General features: G+C 43.7%; 17 protein-coding genes and 1 pseudogene. 10 read left to right on the top strand and 8 right to left on the bottom strand.

Features of this window, described 5'->3' with window-relative positions:
* Nucleotides 1-3 precede the first annotated feature (3 nt).
* Entirely contained in the window at nt 4-411 is a 408-nt protein-coding gene (locus tag JK628_RS15250; protein ID WP_202285498.1) for a MerR family DNA-binding protein, read from the bottom strand.
* A gap of 104 nt (nt 412-515) precedes the next feature.
* Between JK628_RS15250 and JK628_RS15245 the strand changes: the two genes are divergently transcribed.
* The 8 genes and pseudogenes from JK628_RS15245 to JK628_RS15215 all read left to right on the top strand — a co-directional run bounded on the left by JK628_RS15245 (nt 516) and on the right by JK628_RS15215 (nt 11,403).
* Nucleotides 516-2,759: a heavy metal translocating P-type ATPase gene (locus JK628_RS15245; protein ID WP_202285496.1), complete on the top strand. Its 2,244-nt coding sequence runs from the start codon at nt 516-518 to the stop codon at nt 2,757-2,759.
* Nucleotides 2,760-3,020: 261 nt separating this feature from the next.
* Entirely contained in the window at nt 3,021-4,613 is a 1,593-nt protein-coding gene (locus JK628_RS15240) for an ABC-F family ATPase (RefSeq protein WP_202285494.1), read from the top strand.
* A gap of 1,705 nt (nt 4,614-6,318) precedes the next feature.
* A complete protein-coding gene (locus JK628_RS15235; protein ID WP_202285492.1) occupies nt 6,319-7,359 on the top strand; it encodes an IS110 family transposase in 1,041 nt (346 codons plus the stop codon).
* A 603-nt stretch (nt 7,360-7,962) separates the two neighbouring features.
* Nucleotides 7,963-9,282, top strand: coding sequence for an RHS repeat-associated core domain-containing protein (locus JK628_RS23325; RefSeq protein ID WP_237524030.1), 1,320 nt, complete (start codon nt 7,963-7,965; stop codon nt 9,280-9,282).
* Nucleotides 9,272-9,508 (top strand): hypothetical protein, encoded by a 237-nt coding sequence (locus JK628_RS15225; protein ID WP_202285490.1) that lies wholly within the window; start codon nt 9,272-9,274, stop codon nt 9,506-9,508. Before JK628_RS23325 ends, JK628_RS15225 begins: the two co-directional genes overlap by 11 nt.
* A 166-nt stretch (nt 9,509-9,674) precedes the next feature.
* Nucleotides 9,675-9,863 (top strand): annotated as a pseudogene (locus tag JK628_RS23570) (transposase); the annotation flags it as partial.
* Nucleotides 9,864-9,874: 11 nt separating this feature from the next.
* Nucleotides 9,875-11,002, top strand: a complete 1,128-nt coding sequence (locus JK628_RS15220; protein WP_237524029.1) for an RHS repeat-associated core domain-containing protein — start codon at nt 9,875-9,877, stop codon at nt 11,000-11,002.
* 11 nt (nt 11,003-11,013) lie between these two features.
* Nucleotides 11,014-11,403 carry a hypothetical protein gene (locus JK628_RS15215; RefSeq protein ID WP_202285488.1) on the top strand — a complete coding sequence of 130 codons (390 nt, stop codon included), beginning with the start codon at nt 11,014-11,016 and terminating at the stop codon, nt 11,401-11,403.
* A gap of 102 nt (nt 11,404-11,505) precedes the next feature.
* On the opposite strand, the gene JK628_RS15210 is transcribed toward JK628_RS15215, so the two are convergent.
* The 7 genes from JK628_RS15210 to JK628_RS15180 all read right to left on the bottom strand — a co-directional run bounded on the left by JK628_RS15210 (nt 11,506) and on the right by JK628_RS15180 (nt 18,538).
* Nucleotides 11,506-11,658 (bottom strand): transposase, encoded by a 153-nt coding sequence (locus JK628_RS15210; protein WP_202285486.1) that lies wholly within the window; start codon nt 11,656-11,658, stop codon nt 11,506-11,508.
* A 166-nt stretch (nt 11,659-11,824) separates the two neighbouring features.
* Nucleotides 11,825-14,017: a cytochrome c peroxidase gene (locus tag JK628_RS15205; RefSeq protein WP_202285484.1), complete on the bottom strand. Its 2,193-nt coding sequence runs from the start codon at nt 14,015-14,017 to the stop codon at nt 11,825-11,827.
* 505 nt (nt 14,018-14,522) lie between these two features.
* On the bottom strand, nt 14,523-15,884 hold the full coding sequence (locus tag JK628_RS15200; RefSeq protein WP_202285482.1) for a leucyl aminopeptidase family protein: 1,362 nt from the start codon (nt 15,882-15,884) through the stop codon (nt 14,523-14,525).
* A 141-nt stretch (nt 15,885-16,025) separates the two neighbouring features.
* Nucleotides 16,026-16,445 carry a hypothetical protein gene (locus JK628_RS15195; RefSeq protein WP_202285480.1) on the bottom strand — a complete coding sequence of 140 codons (420 nt, stop codon included), beginning with the start codon at nt 16,443-16,445 and terminating at the stop codon, nt 16,026-16,028.
* A 106-nt stretch (nt 16,446-16,551) separates the two neighbouring features.
* Nucleotides 16,552-17,307 carry a ribonuclease H family protein gene (locus JK628_RS15190; RefSeq protein WP_202285478.1) on the bottom strand — a complete coding sequence of 252 codons (756 nt, stop codon included), beginning with the start codon at nt 17,305-17,307 and terminating at the stop codon, nt 16,552-16,554.
* A gap of 53 nt (nt 17,308-17,360) precedes the next feature.
* Complete coding sequence (locus JK628_RS15185) at nt 17,361-17,924, bottom strand: DUF1415 domain-containing protein (RefSeq protein ID WP_202285476.1); 564 nt, start codon at nt 17,922-17,924, stop codon at nt 17,361-17,363.
* Between the two features lie 20 nt (nt 17,925-17,944).
* On the bottom strand, nt 17,945-18,538 hold the full coding sequence (locus JK628_RS15180) for a LysE family translocator (RefSeq protein WP_202289840.1): 594 nt from the start codon (nt 18,536-18,538) through the stop codon (nt 17,945-17,947).
* Nucleotides 18,539-18,856: 318 nt separating this feature from the next.
* Here JK628_RS15180 and JK628_RS15175 point away from each other — a divergent pair, with 318 nt between their 5' ends.
* Nucleotides 18,857-19,432: a DUF4136 domain-containing protein gene (locus JK628_RS15175; RefSeq protein WP_202285474.1), complete on the top strand. Its 576-nt coding sequence runs from the start codon at nt 18,857-18,859 to the stop codon at nt 19,430-19,432.
* A gap of 561 nt (nt 19,433-19,993) precedes the next feature.
* Nucleotides 19,994-22,855, top strand: coding sequence for a M9 family metallopeptidase (locus JK628_RS15170; protein WP_202285472.1), 2,862 nt, complete (start codon nt 19,994-19,996; stop codon nt 22,853-22,855).
* Nucleotides 22,856-22,879: the final 24 nt, after the last annotated feature.

Below are 22,879 nucleotides of genomic sequence, written 5' to 3'. Positions count from 1 at the left end.
GTGCTAAGGGGTAACATCAACATCAGTGTTTGGGCTAAGGCCGTTTAAAATAGCGCAGTTGGGCTGTCTGCCACCTTTGCAGTCCTTGATTAAATGCTGCAGCTGGCTGCTTAAGTTACTCAGCTTATCGATCTTTTGTTCAATATCGTCGAGGTGATGTTGAGCGAGTGCTTTCACATCTGCAGCATTACGTTGAGTGTTTTGCTGCAGATCGAGCAGTGCCTTACAATCCTCTAACGTAAACCCAAGCGCTCTACAGTGTTGTATAAAGCCCAGCGCATCCACCTCTTTTTGGCTGTACTCACGGTAGCCATTTTCATTTTTTCGTGCTTCTACTAAGCCAGTGTCATGATAATAACGTATGCTTTTTACAGTTAAATTAGTCAGTTTAGCGACTTCACCAATTTTCATTGTCTCTCCGGTGCAAATAATTTGAATTAATATTTGACTCTCCCCTTGTGGGAGACATTACCCTTAGTGCATCAAAGATACAATATGAGCTGGGAGCGTTTTTTATGCAAACGATTAATCTATATGTCCCCAATATGAGTTGTGCAAGCTGCGTGGCCAAAATTGAGTCAGCTTTTGCCAAAGTCAGCAACAAAGAAGGCATGGACAGTGCAATTAGCGCTAGAGTAAATCTTGCCGATAAACAGGTGCAGGTGTTCGGTAATATCACCCCAGAGAAAGCAATTGAGCTTATAAAAGCGGTGGGATACGACAGTGGACAGCTGTTAGATGCTCGAAAAGGCGCGGCAAAGAAAGAGGCCGATGAGGTTAAAGAGTATCGAGTTCGAGTGATCCAAGCTGCCATCGGCTTAGGTCTTGGTGTGCCCTTAATGCTATGGGGCTTACTCGGCGGTGAAATGATGGTGAACAATACCAGTCAGCAATATGCATGGGGCGTAGTTGGGCTGGTGACGTTTATCGTGATGGCAACCACCGGGCGTCACTTTTTTCAGGGGATGTTACGTGCAATAAAAGCGCGTAGCGCCAATATGGACACCCTCATTGCATTAGGCACTTCTGCTGCCTGGATTTATTCGATGTTGGTTGTTACCGCACCGCAGTGGTTCCCAGCAGATACCCGTCATGTCTATTTTGAAGCGAGCGTGATGATCTTAGGTTTAATTAATCTAGGCCATGCATTAGAGCTACGGGCAAGAGGTAAAACCAGCGAGGCTGTGCAGCGCCTACTTGGACTGCAAGCTAGTACTGCAATACGTATTACTGATGCCGGCGATGAAGAAGTTGAGATCAGCCAAGTTAACCTCGGAGACTATTTACGTTTGCGCCCTGGTGATAAAGTCGCGCTCGATGGTGAAATCATTAGCGGACATACGTTGATCAATGAGTCAATGCTAACGGGCGAGCCTGTACCGGTTCACAAAGAGATAGCCGATAGCGTGAGTGCTGGAACCGTTAACGGCAATGGCAGTGTTATCTATCAAGTTACTGCAGCTGAAGAAGATAGCAAACTGGCCAAAATTATTGAGCTAGTGCAGCAAGCACAAACATCCAAAATGCCCATTGGGCGCTTAACGGATAAAATCTCCGCTTACTTTGTGCCGGCGGTAATTATTATTGCACTGCTGAGTTCGGCTATTTGGTATCTATTTGGGCCGGCTCCAGCCTTGTCACATGCGTTGGTCGTGCTAACCAGTGTGCTCATTATCGCCTGCCCATGCGCTTTAGGACTTGCGACGCCGATGTCGATTATGGTTTCAGTTGGCCGCGCAGCAAAAATGGGTGTATTAGTTAGAAATGGTGAGGCGTTGCAAACGGCAAGTAAGGTCACCACCGTTGTGCTTGATAAAACCGGCACCATTACCCAAGGCGCGCCTAAAGTCACTGATTTTATAGTGCTGCAATCGCATATCGATAGACAAAGTTTACTCAGTGATATTGCCGCGTTAGAGCAACACTCCGAGCATCCGCTCGCCAGCGCTATTATTGCAGAGGCTAAGCAATTATCACTCTCTATTAAAGAGCCTGAACAATTTACCAATGTGCAAGGTCGGGGGATCACGGGACTAGTAGCAGGCATTGAATATGCGATTGGTAACCAGAGCTTGATGCAACAAGTTGGTCTAGATACCCTATCTGCATATCAGCAGCAAATATCGGCAATGGCAAGTAAAGGGCAAACACCTGTATTTGTGGCAATGGAGCAAAAGCTCATCGCCATCATTGCGATAGCAGATCCGATTAAGGCTGATGCCGTCGAAGCGATAGCCGCAATGAAGAACAGTGGTCTAGAAGTGGTGTTATTAACAGGAGATAATCAACAAACTGCAAGGGCAGTCGCTGATACCGTGGGTATTGCAACTGTATTTGCCAATGTATTACCTGAGCAAAAGCAGCAAAAAGTAATTGAGTTGCAACAGCGAGGTGAAGTGGTTGCTATGGTTGGGGATGGCATTAATGATGCGCCAGCACTCATGAGCGCCGATGTAGGCCTAGCGATGGGTAGTGGCACGGATATCGCCATTGAAAGTGCTGACTTTACGCTGCTTTCAGCAAGACTGATGGTGGTGGCCGAAACGCTACTGCTGGCAAAAGCGAGCATGAAGAATATCAAGCAAAATCTATTTGGCGCCTTTATCTATAATAGCTTAGGGATCCCATTGGCAGCAGGGGTATTGTTCCCATTAACTGGCATGTTACTCAGTCCTGTTATCGCAGGAGCCGCCATGGCAATGTCATCATTAACGGTGGTGAGCAATGCCAATCGATTGCGCAAAGCCAAGCTTGTTTGAGCAGCAAGGTACAACAGCTAGAGGTAAGCATCACCCAGTGTGAACTATTTTAATAAGATTTGTCATCTAACAGGACTGAACACAGTTGATAATTTAGGCTAAAATGCTATAGTATCGCGCTTGATTTTATAGGCTGTGCGCGGACTTGCGCGAGTCTTCGACCAGTAAGTTGATTTAGGGCTAATGGCTCATATCGATTTACTGGTTTTTGTTTTATCTATGATCTCTATTAAGTCATATAACCAAAAGCGGAAAGTTACTTTGATTACTACAGCTAATATCACCATGCAGTTTGGCGCTAAGCCACTGTTTGAAAACCTCTCAATAAAGTTTGGCGGCGGAAACCGTTACGGTCTTATCGGCGCGAACGGTTGTGGTAAATCAACCTTTATGAAGATCCTTGCGGGCGATCTTGAGCCAACTTCAGGTAACGTTTCACTGGATGTTAACGAGCGCTTAGGTAAGTTGAGCCAGAACCAATTTGGTTATGAAGAGTTCAACGTCATTGATACCGTGATCATGGGGCACGCTGAGCTTTGGGAAGTGAAGAAAGAGCGCGATCGTATCTACTCCTTAGCTGAAATGACTGAAGAAGACGGCATCAAAGTGGCCGATCTTGAGATGGAATTTGCCGAGATGGACGGTTATACCGCTGAATCTCGTGCCGGTGAGTTGTTAATGGGCGTCGGTATCGGTGTTGACCAGCATTTTGGCCTTATGGGCGAAATCGCACCAGGTTTTAAACTACGTGTGCTTCTGGCACAAGCCTTGTTCTCTGATCCTGATGTATTGCTACTTGACGAACCCACCAACAACTTGGATATCGATACTATTCGTTGGTTGCAAGAGATGTTGAACCAACGCAGCAGCACCATGATTATCATCTCGCACGATAGATATTTCTTGAACTCTGTTTGTACTCATATGGCTGATTTGGATTACGGCGAAATGCGCGTATTCCCAGGTAACTACGATGAGTACATGATGGCTGCACAACAGTCACGTGAACGTTTGATGTCCGACAATGCTAAGAAGAAAGCACAAATTGCTGAGCTTCAAGGCTTCGTAGCACGTTTCTCAGCTAACGCTTCAAAAGCAAAGCAAGCGACCTCTCGTGCCAAGCTAATCGATAAGATTAAGCTAGACGACATTAAAGCTTCAAGCCGTGTGAATCCATTTATTCGTTTCGAACAAGAGAAGAAATTGTTCCGTAATGCATTAGTTGTAGAAGATTTAAGCAAAGGTTTTGATGTTCAACTGTTTAAAGATCTAAACCTAATTGCTGAAGTGGGCGAGCGTATTGCTATCTTGGGTGATAACGGTGTGGGTAAAACCACGCTATTGCGCACACTAGTACACGACATTCCTCAGGATTCAGGGACTATTCAGTGGTCTGAAAACTCATCGATTGGTTACTACGCCCAGGACCATGAGTCAGATTTCGAAAATGACATGACATTGTTTGAATGGATGAGTCAATGGCGCAAACCAGAAGATGACGACCAATCTGTACGCGGCTACTTAGGGCGGATGTTGTTTGGTTCTGACGATATTAAAAAGTCAGTTAAAGTGCTTTCTGGTGGTGAAAAAGGGCGTATGTTGTTTGGTAAGCTAATCATGCAAAAGCCAAATATCTTGCTACTAGATGAGCCAACTAACCACATGGATATGGAATCAATCGAGTCATTGAACAACGCGCTTGAAATGTATGAAGGTACATTAATGTTTGTCAGCCATGACCGTGCATTTGTATCATCAATTGCTAATCGTATTCTTGAAGTTACGCCAAACGGCGTGAATGACTTCAAAGGAACTTACGATGAGTTCCTTGTGAGTAAAGGTATTGAAGGTTAATCTTCAGCTTCAGCACTTTAGTTTGAATAATAGTTGAGAGTTAACTAAATAAAGAGCCCGATACGTCGGGCTTTTTTGTGTCTGCAGCTCGTTGATTGTTGATGTTGCTTCCACTACCGTAGCAATTGCGGCTACACGGCATCTAATTGATGGTTCCTAGTTCATTTGCCTTGCAGCCGATAAAGTCGTGAGCTTCCAACTCACACTCGGCCAAAAGGGGAACCCTCTAGGATCGCGACATTCGGACATCCTGTCCAGCACCATCGCAGGTCATTGGAACCACTTTAGGCCAGAAGCAAATTAGCTTCTGCCCCGAAGTGGGTCAGTTATCTATTAGTTTTATCAAGCTATGCTTGACCAAAGTCGTGGTGCTTCGCCCATTCTTGTAATCAAGAGTAGAGCCAAGGGGCAAAGCGCTTGCGCCCCTTGACAATCCCTCAGCGCCCCGGCGAAATTTAAACAGCGAAATTTCCAGCGGGGGAGATTGCTGTCTGCTAATTTGGCTACTTAAATGTAGATTTTAATGTTCACTGATGTGGAAGTTTATCTAAATTTAAAAGCTTTTATTGGTAAGCCGAATGCTGATAGTTTGCGCTTTTATAACCCAGTGTGGGTGCGGCTGAGGCCTTCGATGGCATGGACGCTATTGTAGAGCACTCAGGGACCCTTTCTTTTATAAAGAGTCTGCGTGCCTCAGCTGCGTCTGCACATAAGGTCGTTCATTCACATCTGACCATAGGGATATGGGAAATGTCGTTATGATGTCGGGAACATCATCGACCATGTGATCACGACATTCTGTCCAGTACCATCGCAGGCAATTAGAACCACTTAGGCTAGAAGCTAACTCGCTTCTGCCCGTGCGACGTGAAGTCGTATGAAGCGCTGTTCACCGCTTTGAGTGAACCATCTGTATCACCAGATGACCCTATGGCTCTGAATAAAGTAGCGAGCCAGACAATGTAACGAAATTTGCTTTTATACCGAATGGGAACAGAATCGTGAGAGGACGTTCCTCCTGATAACCACAAATCGGGTGAGTGCTAGGGAGTCTGTAAGATGAACATATGTGAATCCATGTAAGGTGCGTTATACGAGAAGCAGCGGAAGTGGTTTATACGCTGTGGCCAAAATGGCAACGAGAGTAGGAAAGAGATTGGGCAATGCTCTTTCGTGGTTGTAAAGCTCTCCGCACTAGAGTGGGCATCTAACCTGACATTGCGCGACATACGGAACACGGTAAGCCCGTATCACTCCCATTGGGAAAGTTATCTGTGAAGATAGCCGATAGTGGTGCAGGTAAAGGAGGCTGGAGAAAGCTAATGCTGCATTGTAATGATGCAGATACAGACCTTGTGTCTGGCACGAAAGTGAGCCCACTTCCAGCTGGTCTCCCGTTGCAAGAAAATTAGAAGAACTTTGTTAATGGAGAAACGCAAATGATGACTTCGATTGAAGTTAGTGCCTCTCCTTGCTTTGCTCCACTCCACGATAATCCATTTATTGGAAAGTCATAGAGCAGAAAGTATCAAAGCTTCAAGTGAGTATTGCAAAGGTAACCCCTGTGGTTACCGGGTAACATAGTACGCCTTAGTGGAGGCTTGAGCCGTATGCAGTGAAAGTTGCACGTACAGATAATTGGACTCCCCCAATCTTAATCGAATGGTGTATTTTTAATATTCACCATAACTTATTGGAGTCCATAATGAAAAAGACAATAGTTGGCGTTGATTTAGGAAAACGTGTAATTCAAGTTTGTGTATATACAAACAAAACAGTGCGTTCTAATGAAGAAATGACACCTTGCGAATTCACCGAATTTCTCGCCAAATCAGAACCGATGATGGTTGTCTTTGAAGCATGCGCCTCTTCAAATTATTGGAAACAAAAAGCACTATCTTTTGGTCATGATGCAAACCTTATATCTGCGCAATTAGTTTCTTCAGTGAGGCAAAACCAGAAAACTGACAAAAATGATGCTTTAGCTATTGTTCAGTCAGCTATGCTGCCAGAAGTTAATTTTATTTCCGGTAAATCGGTTCAACAGCAGCAATTGCAATCCATGATGAGAATAAGAGAGCTATGCAGTAAGCAAAAAACAGCGCTCAGCAATCAACTTGTTTCCTTGTTGTCTGAGTTTAATATCAGCACCGCGAATCGCAATGGTGGATTGAAGAGTGCAGTCGAGTCAACGCTCGAAGATGCAGAAAATGATTTTTCTGACTTGTTTAGACTTGCATTAGACAGTGCGTGGAAGCTGTATTTAGAAACAATAAAATCATTGGCTATTTATAATGATTGTCTCGAAAAATCCATACATGAACACTCAGATTGTAAAAAACTACTAAAACTAGAAGGTGTGGGAAGTATAAACGCAATTAACCTCTATATTGCATTGGGTTGTGCTGAGCTAGGCACTTTTAATAAAGGAAAAGATGCATCGGCGTGTATAGGGTTAACGCCATTACAGCATTCTAGCGGTGGTAAGACAAAAATGGGCTCTATAGGCAAACATGTAAAAAACAGTATGCTTCGTAGCCAACTTATTGCTGGCGCCATGTCCTGCGTAATCCAGGTAGTGAAAAGAGAAGCCCGAACCACCAAAGAAAAATGGATACAAGGGTTGGTAGAAAGACGTGGAAAGAAATGTGCAGCAGTGGCACTAGCCAATAAAACAGTAAGAACGGCTTTTGCCATGTTAACCCAAGGAACAGAGTATAAGGCCAAATTAATCTCGGCCAGTTAACGAGTTCAAACAACAAAATGCTTAATCGAAGATAAAAATCAGCCAGTAAAAACAGTTAAGAACCAAGAGCTTCGAGCTCGTCGTACAGAATTGTTTATTGGTCTGCGTAAATATCAGAGAGCCTGAGTTCGCTACTCAATGAGAGCTCGTACATAAGTACGCATTAATTCTTCGATTCATAACTATTTGTTGTTGACAGTTGGGGAGTCCACATAGGTTCTTAGGAGAGCGGCACTTGGTAACAAGTGCCGCTTATCCGACCAAAGCCATTTACAACTAACAATTTGACCTCCTACCTAAAAAAGAGCCATCCCTCAAAAAAGTAATCCGATGTAAAGGGGTGCCCGTAAGCAAAATCATCCAGTTTGTATCCCTACCATAGGCAACAGCAAGTGCTTGCTAAATCTAATTCTCTGAGCAGTACCCTTACTGACTACATGAGTAAGTGTAATTTTTGAACGCGAGATGTAGTCAGTTCGTTGTATTTTGCTGCGCTTTACTGGGGGGGATCTTGAAATTAGTGTATAAAACACTCCAAAATTATAAGGAGCGTTTAAAAAATGGATATTTTTCGCCAACTTACCCCACTGAGAAATATCAGTCTTGGGTGTATGTACCTTGTCTTTTGCGGGTGCGCCAGATCCAAGGCCCGAGCCTGATGGACCGGGTTGTGGAACCAGCCGTGGGGCACCTGACTGTGATCCAGAACCAGTGATTCGACCTAGTACACCGGTACTTACACTTGCCAGCAGTGATAGTGATGGTACGTATGAGGTATCGTGGAGTGCGCAAAAAAACGCTACCCATTATGAATTACAAGGCGAATCTAAAGCTGTACTGTACTCGGGCCGTGCTCTTTCACTTAACCGAACTAAGGGTAATGGCAGCTACAGCTATAAGGTCAGAGCTTGTAATGGAGATTTATGCTCTGCCTATTCGGCAAGTAAAACCATCAAGGTCACATTGCCGCCAGCGGTACCCACGCTGAGTCTTGCCAGCGGTGATAGTGATGGCAACTACCGAGTTAGCTGGAGCGCGGTGGACAACGCGACTCGTTATCAAGTTAGCGGTGAATCAAAGAGCGTTTTGTACTCCGGCATTGCATTGTCGCTAGCCCGCACTAAAGTCGTGGGCAGCTACAGTTATAAAGTGAGGGCCTGTAATAGCACTGTATGCAGTGCATATTCGGCAACCAAAACGATACAAGTGACAGGTTCACTACCGAACACTCTCACAGTCTCCTACCAACATACAGATATGCTCGGCACGCCGGTGATGGAAACGGATGCCGAAGGTAAGGTGGTCAGCCGCAGTGTGTATGAACCGTTTGGCAAACGCCTTGGCGGTGAAAAAGCCGGTATTGGTTATACCGGCCACCTGCAAGATACTGACTTAGGCCTGACGTATATGCAGGCACGATACTATGATCCACTTATCGGGCGTTTCTACTCGAATGATCCGGTTGGTTTTAAGAATGTTCATAACTTCAATCGTTACGCATATGCGAATAATAATCCATATAAATATATTGATCCTGACGGACGAGATGCAAGCTTATATGAAAAATCAGTGGAAGTAGCTGACCCCTCTGACTTAGTTGCTTCTAAACCCTCAGAGAAGGAAGCGACGATGGAGAGTACTATTGAAGTGAAAACTCATGAGCAAGCTGATTCAATTGAATCAACGAAAGAAGGTATAATGAACGTTTCTCGGGCTGTTGCTAGTATCGTTGTAGTTGCAATTTTTCCACCATCAGCTCCAGCGGTCACTACTTTGAATATAGCTTCTGGAGCCTTGGGAGGCGCAGAGCCTGTTCACAAGGGAGATGTGATAACTACGAAAGGAGTATTTGCAGGTAACGGTATGACGAACGATTCCAAAGTTGAGATTACAACTACTCTTAGGCATTCTCATGGAAAATAATATTATTATTTATTCCGCCTTACTCGTTTTGGTCGTTTTCGGCACAACTTTATTAAAAGTGAAATATCAGTTCCTTTTTGTGGTGGCAATTTATTTTTGGATAGCTAGTGTGATTACAGCGCTGTTGTTTTATGGAGAATCAATATCACTAGTCGTAGCTTCTTTAAATGGGGTTGGCTCAATGTTTTTCTATTTTAGGTATAAGAAAATGAAAACTAATCAGTGATTAAATAATAACCAAGATGTGTTAAGGAGGTGGGCTTTTTAAGAAGCCCCTTCTAAACAACAATTGGGTTTCGGCTGCTTATAAAAATAAATCAGGCCAGCCATTGTTAATTGCATTTTTTTCATCACTTACAAGCTTTAAGTATTGGCTAAAGTAGGAGGTGATTATGGCCCGTCCAAGAAGCAATCAGATTAGTATTGAACTTTTTATATAAACAAGAAGGCCGTTCCATCATTGTTGCAGTAGAACCATCAGGCGAGCTTATCTTACTGGTTTTGATGGATATTCAGGTAAGTCGTACGAGCATCGTCGCGGTTGGATCGAAGAGCAGATACTGAGTTTAGCAGATCTTTTTAGGTGTTAACTGTGGCGCTATTGCCACCCAAAGCGCCTGTCAGTCATGCCATGGGAGCGATGCAGACCGATGGCGCTTATACGCTAAGTTGGCCAGCCGTTGATTATGCCACCCACTATCAGATAGTCATACGAGACGCTAACGGGGTTGAACAGGTATTTCAAGTCACTGGCACACGCTATGATCTCGTCTTGCCTATGGGGGCTTATACCATCAGCATTAGTGCCTGTAATTTTGCTAATTTATGCAGTGGTGTTTATCAGCTAGGTAGCTTTAAGCCTGCGATGGTGATCACTTATCAACATACCGATATGCTCGGCACGCCGGTGATGGAAACGGATGCCGAAGGTAAGGTGGTCAGTCGTAGTGTGTATGAGCCGTTTGGCAAACGCCTTGGCGGTGAAAAAGCGGGTATTGGTTATACCGGCCACCTGCAAGATACCGATCTTGGGCTGACGTATATGCAGGCACGATACTATGATCCACTTATCGGGCGGTTTTACTCGAATGATCCGATTGGGTTTACAGGTGCTGTAGATACTTTTAATCGATATAGTTATGTAGCTAATAATCCTTACAAGTATACTGACCCTACAGGAATGACAAAAGAGTTTGATGAACTGAGGGAAAAACGAAAACAAGATAAGCGTAACGAATGTCACGAAGATCCTAATTGTTCTTCTAGTGTAGGAAAACCTCGTTCAGCTCCACGTCAAGGTACCAGTGGAGGCAACTCCAGCTCAAGTGTTCCCCCACTTTTGCAAATGGCACTAAATGATCAAGGAGTCAGTTCCTCATTGAGTCAAGCATGGGAGGATTCAAATCCTAATGCTCCCTCGGTACTAAGGGGTTTTGAGGGGTCTTTGAAATTAGAGCAGGGAGGGTGGATTGTAGGGAGTAATGGTGAATTTAAAGTAATTAGAGTAGCTGCAGGGACAAGAGACTCTCTTGGTACAACTGTAGGAACTAGGCCAAGTGAAATAATGGTAATAGCGTGGTTTCATACTCACCCAAATACAGCTGCTGAAAACTATAAACAAATCCCGTCTAAAAGTGATTTGGGGTTTACTAGACTAGAAGCAAAGGCTCCAGGTGTTGTTATACAGCACAATGGCATGCTTATTGTGCCTTATCGATAAGGAGACATACTATGGTAAAAAAAATGAAATCCCTTTTAATAATAGTGAGTATTTTAATTGGTTGTGAAGCTTCTTTTGCATGTGAAGACGTAACATCAAATGAAAATGTATTTAATATAAGCGGTAAAAATGAATTCATGGTCATAGATATTTATGACAATGGTAAGGAGGTTGAGTCTCCAGTAAAAGAGTATGTTGAAAAGTATACATTTGATACCCGAGGTTGGAGTTTAGATGAGTATTACCTAAAGGAGAGTACAGCAAATGATAAATCAAAGCTTGAAGTGTACGTTCACTTTAAAGCAGATTATGATAATGCTATACCAGGAGCAGGAAAATCATTTATTTTATGTCTAGATAAAGACGAAATGAAAGTTATTCGTGAATTAGCTCTTCAGTAATGATCTCTAAGGTGCCATCCATAATAACTTGCCGTATTGCCAAGGGAAATTAACGGTGCCATCCATCGTTAATTTTTGTGCCATCCATCGTTAATTTTTTGTTCATGAGTAATTAACGGTGCCATCCATAATAAATTCTGTTGGTCCTACGCCAGTAGCTTCGAATACTTCACGTACAGAGTAGCCTTGCTTTATCACCAAGTTAGCAGCATCAATCTTGAATTCAGTTGAGTAAGTGGGTTGAGTGTTCATCATTTTTACACCGTTATGTTATATGGGAAGTTTACCCCATATCGGTGTACAGATTCATTAAGCCACAACACTAATCTTGGCCAGTTGGCGCGGGTCTTTAACAACTAAAAAAATGCCCCGCTAAACAGCGAGGCATTGGCATACACGATTCATTTTACATTTAATAATATTAGTTAATTTTTTTATCCATTCTCAGGCTCATGCCTGAGACACTATTTGCATCAACCATAACGTAATACCAGCCCAGGGTTGGATTTTCGATAAGGATCTCTTCGGTATTTCCCACATTATCAGACTTATCCTGGTAATTCGTTGCTGTAGGCCAGACAGGACCACCATAGAGCTTCACATCACCAGCACCATGATCTGTCCTGAGCTGCAGCTGAGTCGTTCCGGAATCAATATAAGTGGTAAAGTAGGCTAAACCGCCAGGGCTAACACAAAAACTGTCAAGCGGTTGAAGGTTTCCCGAGTTTCGTGGTGTCATAGGCGTTAAACAAGCATCTGTCACGAAGGTTTCTAGCACAACTGGATTCTCTATCGTTGCAGGATCTTGACCTATGCTGACCGTAAGACCGGCTAATTCAAAGCTGGTCATACTCGCTAGGGTAATATAATTAACCCCGCTATGCGCTTTAACGACTAAGACCTCTTCATTAGTGGGGCCAATTGCACGATGCTGTGGTATAGAGTTTTCTGGTGTAGCCCAGTAAAAGGGGTCGAAGAAAATATTGGCATTTCCGCTACCCCCAGTAGTGCTGATATATAACCAGGTATCATCTTCGGCGATATCGATAGAGAAATAATTACGATCACCTGAGACGCAGACCATTTGATCATTTGGTGTTAGCTTCGTACCGGAAGTCGCATTCACTTGGGTACATTCACGCGTCAAGTTTAGCGGCACGCCTTGAGCGTTTAACGCTCGCAGTTGTAGACCATCGGGATCATCTACTGCGGGATCGGGTAACCATTTTTGCAAACACTCGGCATTTTCTGTACAGGGATCGGTCAGGGTATGTAAAAACTCAAGCAGATCAACTTTTTCCTGTGTACTTAAGCCTAAGGGTAATACTGCCGAAATACCTAAATCACGGAAAAACTGAATCTCAGCTAAATTCTCCTGGGCAATATCAGTTGCAGAGGCAGAAAATAGCGCCTCACAATTGTCAGCTGCGGCAAATTGTGGCTGTTCACACCAGATTGAATCAGCAATAAAGGAGGGCAAATTGGTATCGATATTATCGTAGTGATCGATAACCTGCTCTAACGTTGAATAGGCGCCTGCATGACCATAAGGAGCCGTTTTAGCCACGTTTAACAGGGTCGGCGTTCGAAATGAATTAACATTAGCACGTCCAGGATGTTCGGCACCACGACCTAAATCGCCCACACCTGTCGTTCCGTGACCTTTGCCGGGTCCTATTTGCGGAAAGCCAACATTAAAGTGGGCCTGATTAGTGAAAGTGTCGCCAGAATGACAAGCCGAGCATCCCGGTGCACCAGGTGTTACATCATAAAACAGTTTAGCCCCACGTTTTGCTGACTCGCTAATGGCATTAATATCCCCTTTTATGTATCGGAACCAAGGGTTATCGGTGAGGTTTATAGAGCTTTCATAGCTGGCAATGGAACGCTTGACGTTGTCAAAGTTAACCACATCGCCACCATCAGGGGTTTGGCTACCATAAACGGCTTCGAACAAACCACGCCATTGGTTTTTGGCCAATTCATTGGCACCAATACCAATATTAGCGAGACGCGACGCTAAGTGATCGCGCACCTCTTGGTTACTGCTATCGATTTCAAAAGTCTCGGTGCGCATCTCTTCAACTGAGGTGACTGGAAAGCCAGCCTGAGCCATTAACAAATTATCACCGGCATTAATATCTGGGGTATTAACGGCTGAGTCAGGAGTGCGAATACCATCTGCTACCTGCTCAACCCGAGAGTCCCAAAATACCCCCTGAGTCCAAACGAAGGCATTAAATACAGATGGAGTATTACGTGGATTATTAAACACATTATCTTCACGTTTTCGCCCTTGGCCCATGACTGCGATATTTTCGGCATCAACACCTACCGCTAATGCCAACCCATCACCACCACCGAGGTAAGGGTGATGACAACTGGCACAAGCCGCTGTTTGCTCACCACCTAAGGCTTGGCTAAAAAATAACATTTTGCCCAATTTAACTTCAGGATCATTATGAGCAGGTAAATTAAAGGCGGCAGCGGGATCACCCGTCAGACCATTATTGCTGATAATGACTTGTAACTCTTCATCTATGTTTGCATTGGCGGCCGGAGCTGCCATTGCGGCGACGATTGCGACTGATATTATTCTCTGCTTACAGTTCATAACGTTGCTATCCATTTCTATTATTAATTTATAAAACCGACGTCGATTATTTGTCTTAGACAAATCTGCCATCATGGCTTCAGCCACAGTGGAATGACGATTAGCGATGTATGCAGTCGTCCACAAGTCAGTTCTAGCTCCTGGTTGAATAATGAACATAAGTCATTTAATTGTTAATAATAAGTGCTTTGTGTGTAAATAAAGGTAAAGCAACATCAACAAGTGTCTAGGCAGAGTAGGGCCCTTAGCGTCCTGACATTGACATATATACGGGCTTAACAAGCACTCTTTTTGAGTAAGTGCACGGGATTGGTATCAAGGTCTCTTTACTGTCATTCAGCTTAGTTTTTTTGTTTATGGAATAATTGCAAGTCTCAAAGAGTAGCTGATGTTTGTTCTCTACATTGACTAATGCAATAAACAAAGAAGTGATTTTTTTAATAAAAAAGGCCTGTATCAACAGGCCTATTTTCTAGTAATGAGCTTACTGGATCAAAAAGTAAGCTTACTTGTTAAAACGATTTTGCAGGTAATCAAATACTGCGCGAATACCAAAGGCTTCACCGCCGACTGGACGACCTGGAAGCTTGCGGTTGTTCCATGCCATAACATCAAAATGGCTCCAGCTAATATCTTTATCGACAAAGGCTTCTAGATAAAGAGCTGCGGTGATTGCGCCGCCAAACGGAGTTTTGCCACAGTTAGCCAAGTCGGCAATATCACTGCCTGTAAGTTCAAGATATGGCTTGTGCAGCGGCATGCGCCAAACAGGATCATTAACACTTAAACCAGATGCGGTAATGTCGGCGGCTACTTGGTCATCATTACTAAAGAAGCCCGGTAACTCTGTACCTAGTGCGACACGCATCGCGCCGGTTAAGGTGGCAAAGTCGATCATTAGCTCTGGCTTGTCGTTGTTGGCTTCTGCAAGTGCATCACACAAGACTAAGCGACCTTCAGCATCTGTGTTATCAATTTCAACGGTAATGCCTTTACGGGTGGTAATGACATCGCCGGGTCTAAAGGCGTTCGCTGACACTGCGTTTTCAACGGCGGGGACGAGTACACGCAGACGAATAGGTAGGTTGTTGGCCATAATCAGTTGTGCTAAACCAATCACATGTGCGGCGCCGCCCATGTCTTTTTTCATTAAGCGCATGCCTGCGCCAGGTTTTAAATCGAGTCCACCTGAATCAAAACACACGCCTTTACCGACCAGTGTCACTTTAGGTGCGGATTCATCACCCCAAGTTAGATCAATTAAACGCGGTGCATTTTCGCTGGCTCGGCCGACCATGTGGATGGTTGGGTAGTTCTGTTCAAGCAGTTCATCACCAACGATTTGACTCAGTGTTCCGCCAAATTCCGTCGCCATTGCTGACATGGTTTCTGCTAAATCCTGTGGCATCATATCGGCAGCTGGGGTGTTGACCAAGTCGCGCACTAATGAAACAGAGCGGATGAACTTGTTGGCTTCATCGGCTTGAGCTTGTGTAGGTACCACAAGCTGTGGGAATTGCTTATCGCTCTTTTTATATCGGTCGAACTGGTAAGCGCCTAAGCCCCAACTAAAAGCGGCGGTTCTAACTTGCTTTTCGTCAGCGGTCAATTGATAGTTACCAGCGGGTAGTTGATTGACTAAATCACCGCAGAGCCAGTAAGAATCGTCATTGTTACTGACAAAAATGACCTCAGACAGTTCACCTTCAGTGTTCGGGATCAAGCATGCGCCATTACCTGAAAATTGAGTTGTGGTTAGCCAGTTAATAACGCTTTTAGCTTGCTGTTCGCGCCACTGTGAAAATGTTTCGCTATTGAAAATGGAAAGGGGAATGCCTGAAACACCTGAAACGATGATATTACTCATGTAGGGACTCTTTATAATTAGCGACGAGTTTAAAAGATAGCCCTAAGAGTATCAGGCTAGTCACTTTCTAGAAAGAAAAGAGATGATTTAACAATGATTGAGTAAGAGGGAACACGGCAAAGAAGGTCATCTAGTTTGAGGCTATTTTGCAGGGCTATTGTGGGCTTTTACTCTGTTTTTAGTTGAGATTCTACGAGCATTGGCTTTACGCTCTGACATATTATTGAATGAGCTTGGCAATACATCAACGCCAACCATTTTCCCCAGCTTTAATACCAGTGGAATAGTGAGCGGAGCAAAAGGTAAAACGGCAAACACACCTAGGCCTAAACCCTTTAGTAAGTCGGCAAATTGTTTATTGGCCTCGATTAACTCCTCTTTGTTTGCTTGTTTGCGGGTATAGCGTTTGTAAGTCACCAACATCTCTTTGGTCTCTTGCTTCTCTTGAGACAGGGCTTCTTTAACAACCAGCATATCCAGTTTTAAACGCAGCCAAAAACGACGCCTTCCGATACGGAAAACGCGAACAGGAGCCTTGTGTAAAAGCAGGTAGATATTCATGGGCGGGATTGTCGCATAGCAGCCGTATTAAACCTATTAAAGAAAGGTAAATTTAAGTGTATATGGTCAGTTTAGTTGGATTTAAGCTGACCGCGAACTATATAGGCTAACCAGCGCGCAGACTGAGGATACTTGATAACACTATTGGCTCTTGATAACGGCAAAATTGGCTGTCTTTTTTATCAATCGCATAGATAGACATACGGTCAGCTAATTCATTTCCTTCAATGCCTACATGGGCTGATACATGCTGAATTGATAGCTGTTCTTTAATGCTGTCATATAGTTCATGAGCTTGCTGAATAATATCGAGGTTTTTGATATCTCCCGCCTTTTGGCGTTTCCAGCCCTTGGCTTTCCAACCATATGCCCAGTTAGTAATGCAATTAATTGAATATTGGGAGTCACTTAAGATCTGCACTGACTGGCTCTGTTTAATCGCTTTATCCGCTAAAAGTAGTGCTTGATGCAAGGCATTAAGCTCGGCAGAGTTGTTGGTACCGTTGGCGTTGTATAAGCCATACCAGAGTTCTATTAGCTCACCACTTTGATAGATAGCGATGCCAGAACCCGCTTTCCCCGGGTTTGGCTCGCAGCCACCATCAGTAAAAATCGACACATCATATTGGCTCAAATCGATAGTTTTGCTGGTTTTTTCGGCTTTAGGGCTGGTGCTGGCTTTCTTCTGTGTTGCGCCGCCATAACTGGGGACGCGCTTAAATGCCGCCTCGGCTTCAGCTTTGGTTTTAAACGACTTGTATTTTGCTTGCGGGAATTTATCAACCTGTTTTTTGGTGTGATCCCAGCTGGTGAAAATGCCAGTTTCGCGTCCAGCCCACACTACATAGTACTTTGTTGCCATCTAATTTTAATCCTTAACCACCCATGTAAGGGCTGTTTTTATACTGATTGGTATTAACTCTTTTTACAGTGTGCTAGCAACTGCATAAAAAACTCGCTGCCTTTACGTTCGGCAAAGGCAATATTCCGCTCAGGTATCGTTTCTGGGTCATCGTAGTTAGCTAATGCAAACTCCATGCTGGCTTCGCGAATGATGTGCAGTGTTGGGTAGGGTGAGCGGTTAGTATAGTTTGCTGCACTATCTTGTGGTTCACCTTCAAAACAGTAATCAGGGTGAAAACTCGCTAATTGGTATTGCCCCTCATATCCCTGTTCAAATAATAGCTCTGTGGCTATATCGATAAGATCTAAATAGGGGTAAAAGCCTTCAAACCCACGTGGTAAAATAAATAGTGTGGTTTCAACCTCTGTGTGCTCATCAAGATACACGCACTCCTCGATTAATGCCTGTAGCACTAGCTGCAACTTTGACTCATCGATAACCGCATAGCGAATGCTGGCGCGTTCAACTTCACGTCGAGCAAAGGGGCAAATGTTGAACTTCATAATCACTTGCTTAACCCAGTTTTCGGTTTGCGTAGCGATTTGTTGCAGTTCTGGACTGATATTAGTACTCATTAGATACTGCCTATTGCGAGTTATGGCGCGATCATAGGGATGATTGAGAGCACAAGCAAGAGTGCCATGCTGACGTTAAATATTTTTTGCTGTTTTTGATTCTTTAGTATGCGTTTTAGTGCCACACCAAACCCTAACCAGACAAATGCACTAGGTAGGGCTACACAAAATAAGACACTGACGATAGTGATGACCTGTGGCGCAAGTGCTTGCTCCATCGTGGTAAAGGTGGCTATTGCGCCAATACCCATTATCCATGCTTTAGGGTTGACCCATTGAAATGCTGCCGCCTGGATAAATGTAAGCGGTGATGCAGTGGCTTTTCCCTTTAGTTTATTACTGCTGTTGGCGATTAACCAAGCAAGATAAAGTAGGTAAGTGATACCGATATACTTAATGATGATATGCAGTACTGGATACAATTGGAATAGGGTGCTTAAGCCTAGTCCTACCGCGAGCACCATGGCAGGAAAGCCAAAGCAGATCCCGAACAGATGAGGCAGACTGTGTTTGATACCAAAGTTTACCCCAGATGACATCAACATAATGTTATTGGGTCCTGGGGTGATCCCTGAAGAAAACGCAAATAGTGCGATTGCAAAAATAAGTTCCATTGAACTAAAAGCCGTAAAGAGTATATCGATCTCTATTTTATCTTGGTCATCGTGCTTAGCAAAGCCAATACTGAAAAATCTTACTATACCCAGCATATTTGAGCATCAGTCGTTTCCCCCTACGATTCTATGTTCACCTTCGGCAGCTTATTTGTTATTGAAAAAAATTGATTCAGTAAGCATCGCAATCGAATTTCGTAGGCACCAAGGTTGATACTGTTTGTACAGATAATGGGTGCAATTGTTATTAGGTCAGGTTAGGTTAATGTTTAAGATGTTAACCTGTGACGTAATCTTAGAGATGGATTTTAAAACGCAATGATAAAAAATTATGTAGCAGTAATATTGATTGGTCTCATGGCGCTTATGGGGTGCAGTAGCTCAGAAGTAACGGATCATCCCATTAGTACCACTATGGTTTCCACTGGCGATCTGTCTCAGCTCAACCGTTCTGTAAGGGTATTTGGTTGGCATCCGACGATGTTTGCTGTTCATGCAAGTGATAAAGTCGATGAGAAAGTCGTTATTGCACATATGCAACATGCGATTACACAGGCGATGCAAGCAAAGGGTTACCGTCTTGCCACTACAAACGAAGTACCCAGTATTTTAGTCGGCTTTGGTTTAGCGCTTGAATCAGAGATGAGTGATAAAGAGATCTTAAAAAGAGCAGGTTTAGTGGCAGGCCTATCAACCCAGGGCGTTGATGAAAAGTATGAGAAAGGTTCGGTACTCGTTGCTATTTTCTCACCGTACAATCCAATGCCAATTTGGCGAGTATTAGCGCAAGGCTTTACCGAGCTTGATAAAAATCCAACAGCAAGGGAGCAGCGCTTTGAGCAGTTATTATCGACGATGCTAAAACCGCTACCCATAGTTAAGCCTCTATCGTGAGCACCTCAAAATATACCCAAACCACTTCAAAGTGCATGTTTCAGAGCTAGCAGTATTCATAATCGATAATCACTTCAATAAAAACGCCCTGCAATAGCAGGGCGTTTTTTGTGTGACGACGTTAAGCACTAACCCGCAAGGTAAACGCTCATCTTACTGCTGGTTATGCAGAAAGTTCTAATTAAGAACTTTTTGTTATAAATAAGCGCGCTAGTCTACTTTTATTGCATAGTTAATCAAAAAGTAGATAGTTTCAAGCTAATAAAAAATAGTAGTTCCCTCTGGTTTTTTACGGAGATGGGCTCTGCTGTCATTTCTTTGACTCTTGAATGTTCATTCATATATCAATCTTACTATTTCACCATAAACTGCTGATGGTTAATTTTTATACTTGATTATGAATATTGCATAAATTATAAATTGGCCTCCACTTAACTTGTGGTTAACACGGAAGTAACAAGAAAATAACAAGTAGCGGTTGCACTTCTACATAGTAGTCTTTAGACCACCTCCCTGAGATTGGTGTTCTAAGGGGTGGAACGCTAACAATTGGAGTCAAATATGTTAATCGAGTCATCTAAACAATTATCTGAATTTTCATCAAAAACAGGAAAGTTTAAAGTTCATGCCTTAGCACTTGCATGCTCAGTCGTCCTCTATTCGGGATCATCTTTTGCTAAAGAGGAGGTCGCTGCCGCCGAAAAAGAGCCAGCTAATCCTGCACACATCCAAGAATCGAAAAGTCGATTCGACAAAGGAGCAAATGTTCCCGGAAGTCAGCTTAGGGATGATGGCAAACAAAAGGCGCATCTTTCTAAAGCGAAAAGCGAAAAGAAAATTGATGGACCAATGGGAGCCGTTGGGCCTGTAGCAGAGGCTGAAGCCGATCCCTGTAACGGTTATAGCCAGTTTGACAATTTAAGTGGTCAAGATCTATATGATTTTGTCAGACAAGCTGATTTCGCTTGTATTTCAGAGCTTTATTCGAAAAATGATGCTACATCGGTAGCTGTATACCAGAGCGAAAATGTCATCTCTGTAGCAAACTATGCCAAGACGATGGCAGCGACGTATGATAGCCGCAGTGGTGATGAAATGCTTAACCTCATCTACTTCTTACGTGGTGCATTTTACATTGAGTATTACAATGACGATTTGAACTATGCCAATAACAAAGCGGCTAACGCTCTGCGTGATCTACTTGTCGAATATTCAAATAACCCGTATATCAATGAAACCAGTGATATGCAAGGTGATACTCTGGCCGAGTTTTTTATTGCTTGGGATAGTGCTAGTAGCTATTTGGAAAGTGTCCCTGCAATCACTAACTACTTAAATGCTTTCAGCCCAGAGCACTTAGCTAGCAACAAACATCGTTATGCATTAACCAAGGCGCTTACAACACTTTACTATGGCAGCTGGGACGCCGATTACACTAAAGCGAGTATGGATCACGGAGACTTGATTGCTGCGCTTCTAAGTGTTGCGACCTCTGAATATATCTATAATTCTGCCTATGCTTTTGAGTCGACGGATGCCTTCCATGAATTTGGTCGCTTCTACGAATACCAAGAATACTGGAATCTAGCTACAAGCCTTAAAACAACATTAAATGCTGGAACGGTTCAGTATATGAATAGCTTTGAGCGTATGTCTGCACAATGGGCTGATGCTGCTGGCTATTTGGACTACTACAACCCCGGAGAATGTGAGCAGTTCGGTATCTGTGGTTGGGAAGCTGAGCTTGAGTTGAAGGTTTTATCTATTAATTATAGTTGTAGTGACACGATAAACATTCGTGCTCAGCAGCTCACAACAGATGAACTGCAAGCTTCTTGCGACTTGATGGGCGCAGAGGAGATCCTGTTTCATGATATTTTAGCCACAGGAAGCCAGCCTGTTGCAGATGATCTCAATACTAATTTAGAAGTTAACATCTTCGATAGCTACGATGATTATGATCAGTATGCTGGCATCATATTTGGAATTAGTACTGATAATGGTGGCATGTATTTAGAAGGTACTCCTTCTCAAGAGGGTAATCAGGCTAGATTTATTGCCCATGAAGCAACCTGGACCGAAGATATTCTGGTTTGGAATCTACGCCATGAGTATGTGCATTACTTAGATGGTCGATTCAATCAATATGGCGCATTCAATTACTTCGATATTGATACGGGCAAGTCGGTGTGGTGGTCTGAAGGTTTAGCTGAGTATATTTCTCATCAGAACCGTTACGATGATGCTGTCAACCTTGGCCGCGCACAGACCTACAGCTTGAGTGAAATCCTATCTAACACCTACGATAGCGGCTCTGACAGAGTGTATAAGTGGGGATACTTAGCGGTACGTTTCCTATTTGAAAACCACAGAAGCGATGTTGATGCACTGCTTGTTTTGGCCAGAGGTGGCGATGCCAGTGGTTGGTTAGCGTATATCGATAGCAATATAGGTCAAAACTATAACAATGAGTGGAACACATGGTTAGCCTCCGTTACTAGTAATGATGAATCGCTAAGTAATATCACTCCTCCACCTGCCGTTGATACGGATGGCGATGGCGTGATTGATAGCGATGATGATTTTCCGAACGATCCTAACGAGACTAGAGATACCGATGGTGATGGAGTAGGCGATAACGCCGATGTATTCCCAACCGATCCTACGGAGTGGGCCGATTCAGACGGTGATGGTATTGGTGATAACGCCGACACGGTAGATCCGATTGATCCTGCTGAACATTGTGGGGTAGAGACGGTTACTGGCGGGCAGTTGACTATTGATCAAACTGAATGCGTTGCAGGGCAAAATATTCGTTACTTCTATACGTATGTCGAAGATGACAGCACTGCACTTTATATTTCAACAGCGGGTGGCGAAGGTGATGTAGATGTATACTTCAGCCAAAATGGTTGGGCGACGGCAAGTGCTTATGAGGCTAAATCAGCGACAGCGGGTAATAGCGAGCAACTCAATGTTACGGCTAATCGAGGTTGGGCATATATTAGCTTAATCCCTACCGTGCAGTTTGAAGGTGTTAGCCTAAATCTGAGTTTGACTAACACTCCTGTGACTCCGCCAGTGGCAGTTGCAGACAGCTGTACGACTCAATCACCTTTCGGTTATGGTGGCGTTGAATTTGGGGAGGCTGTTTGTATTCAAGATGGTCGTTCAAACTACTACTTCTATGTACCAGCTGATACAGCTGAAATTACAGTTGCTAGCGGCCACGGTACAGGAGATGTTAACTTATACGGTAGTAGCCAAACATGGGCAGATAGTAACACCTATGAGGTAAAGTCTGAAAACCAAGGTAATGTCGAGAGTCTAATAATCTCTTCTCCCGCTGAAGGTTGGTACTACGTCACAGCAGAGGGCGCACCATCAAGCGCTGGCGCAAGCTTAGTTGTGAATATCAAATAGCAAGTTAAGCCCTATTTGATTTTA

The sequence above is a fragment of the Shewanella sp. KX20019 genome, assembly GCF_016757755.1.
In the GTDB taxonomy this organism is placed as follows: Bacteria; Pseudomonadota; Gammaproteobacteria; order Enterobacterales; family Shewanellaceae; genus Shewanella.
The sequence above is the reverse complement of the archived record's forward strand: the minus strand, read 5'-3'. Positions and strand labels throughout refer to the sequence as shown.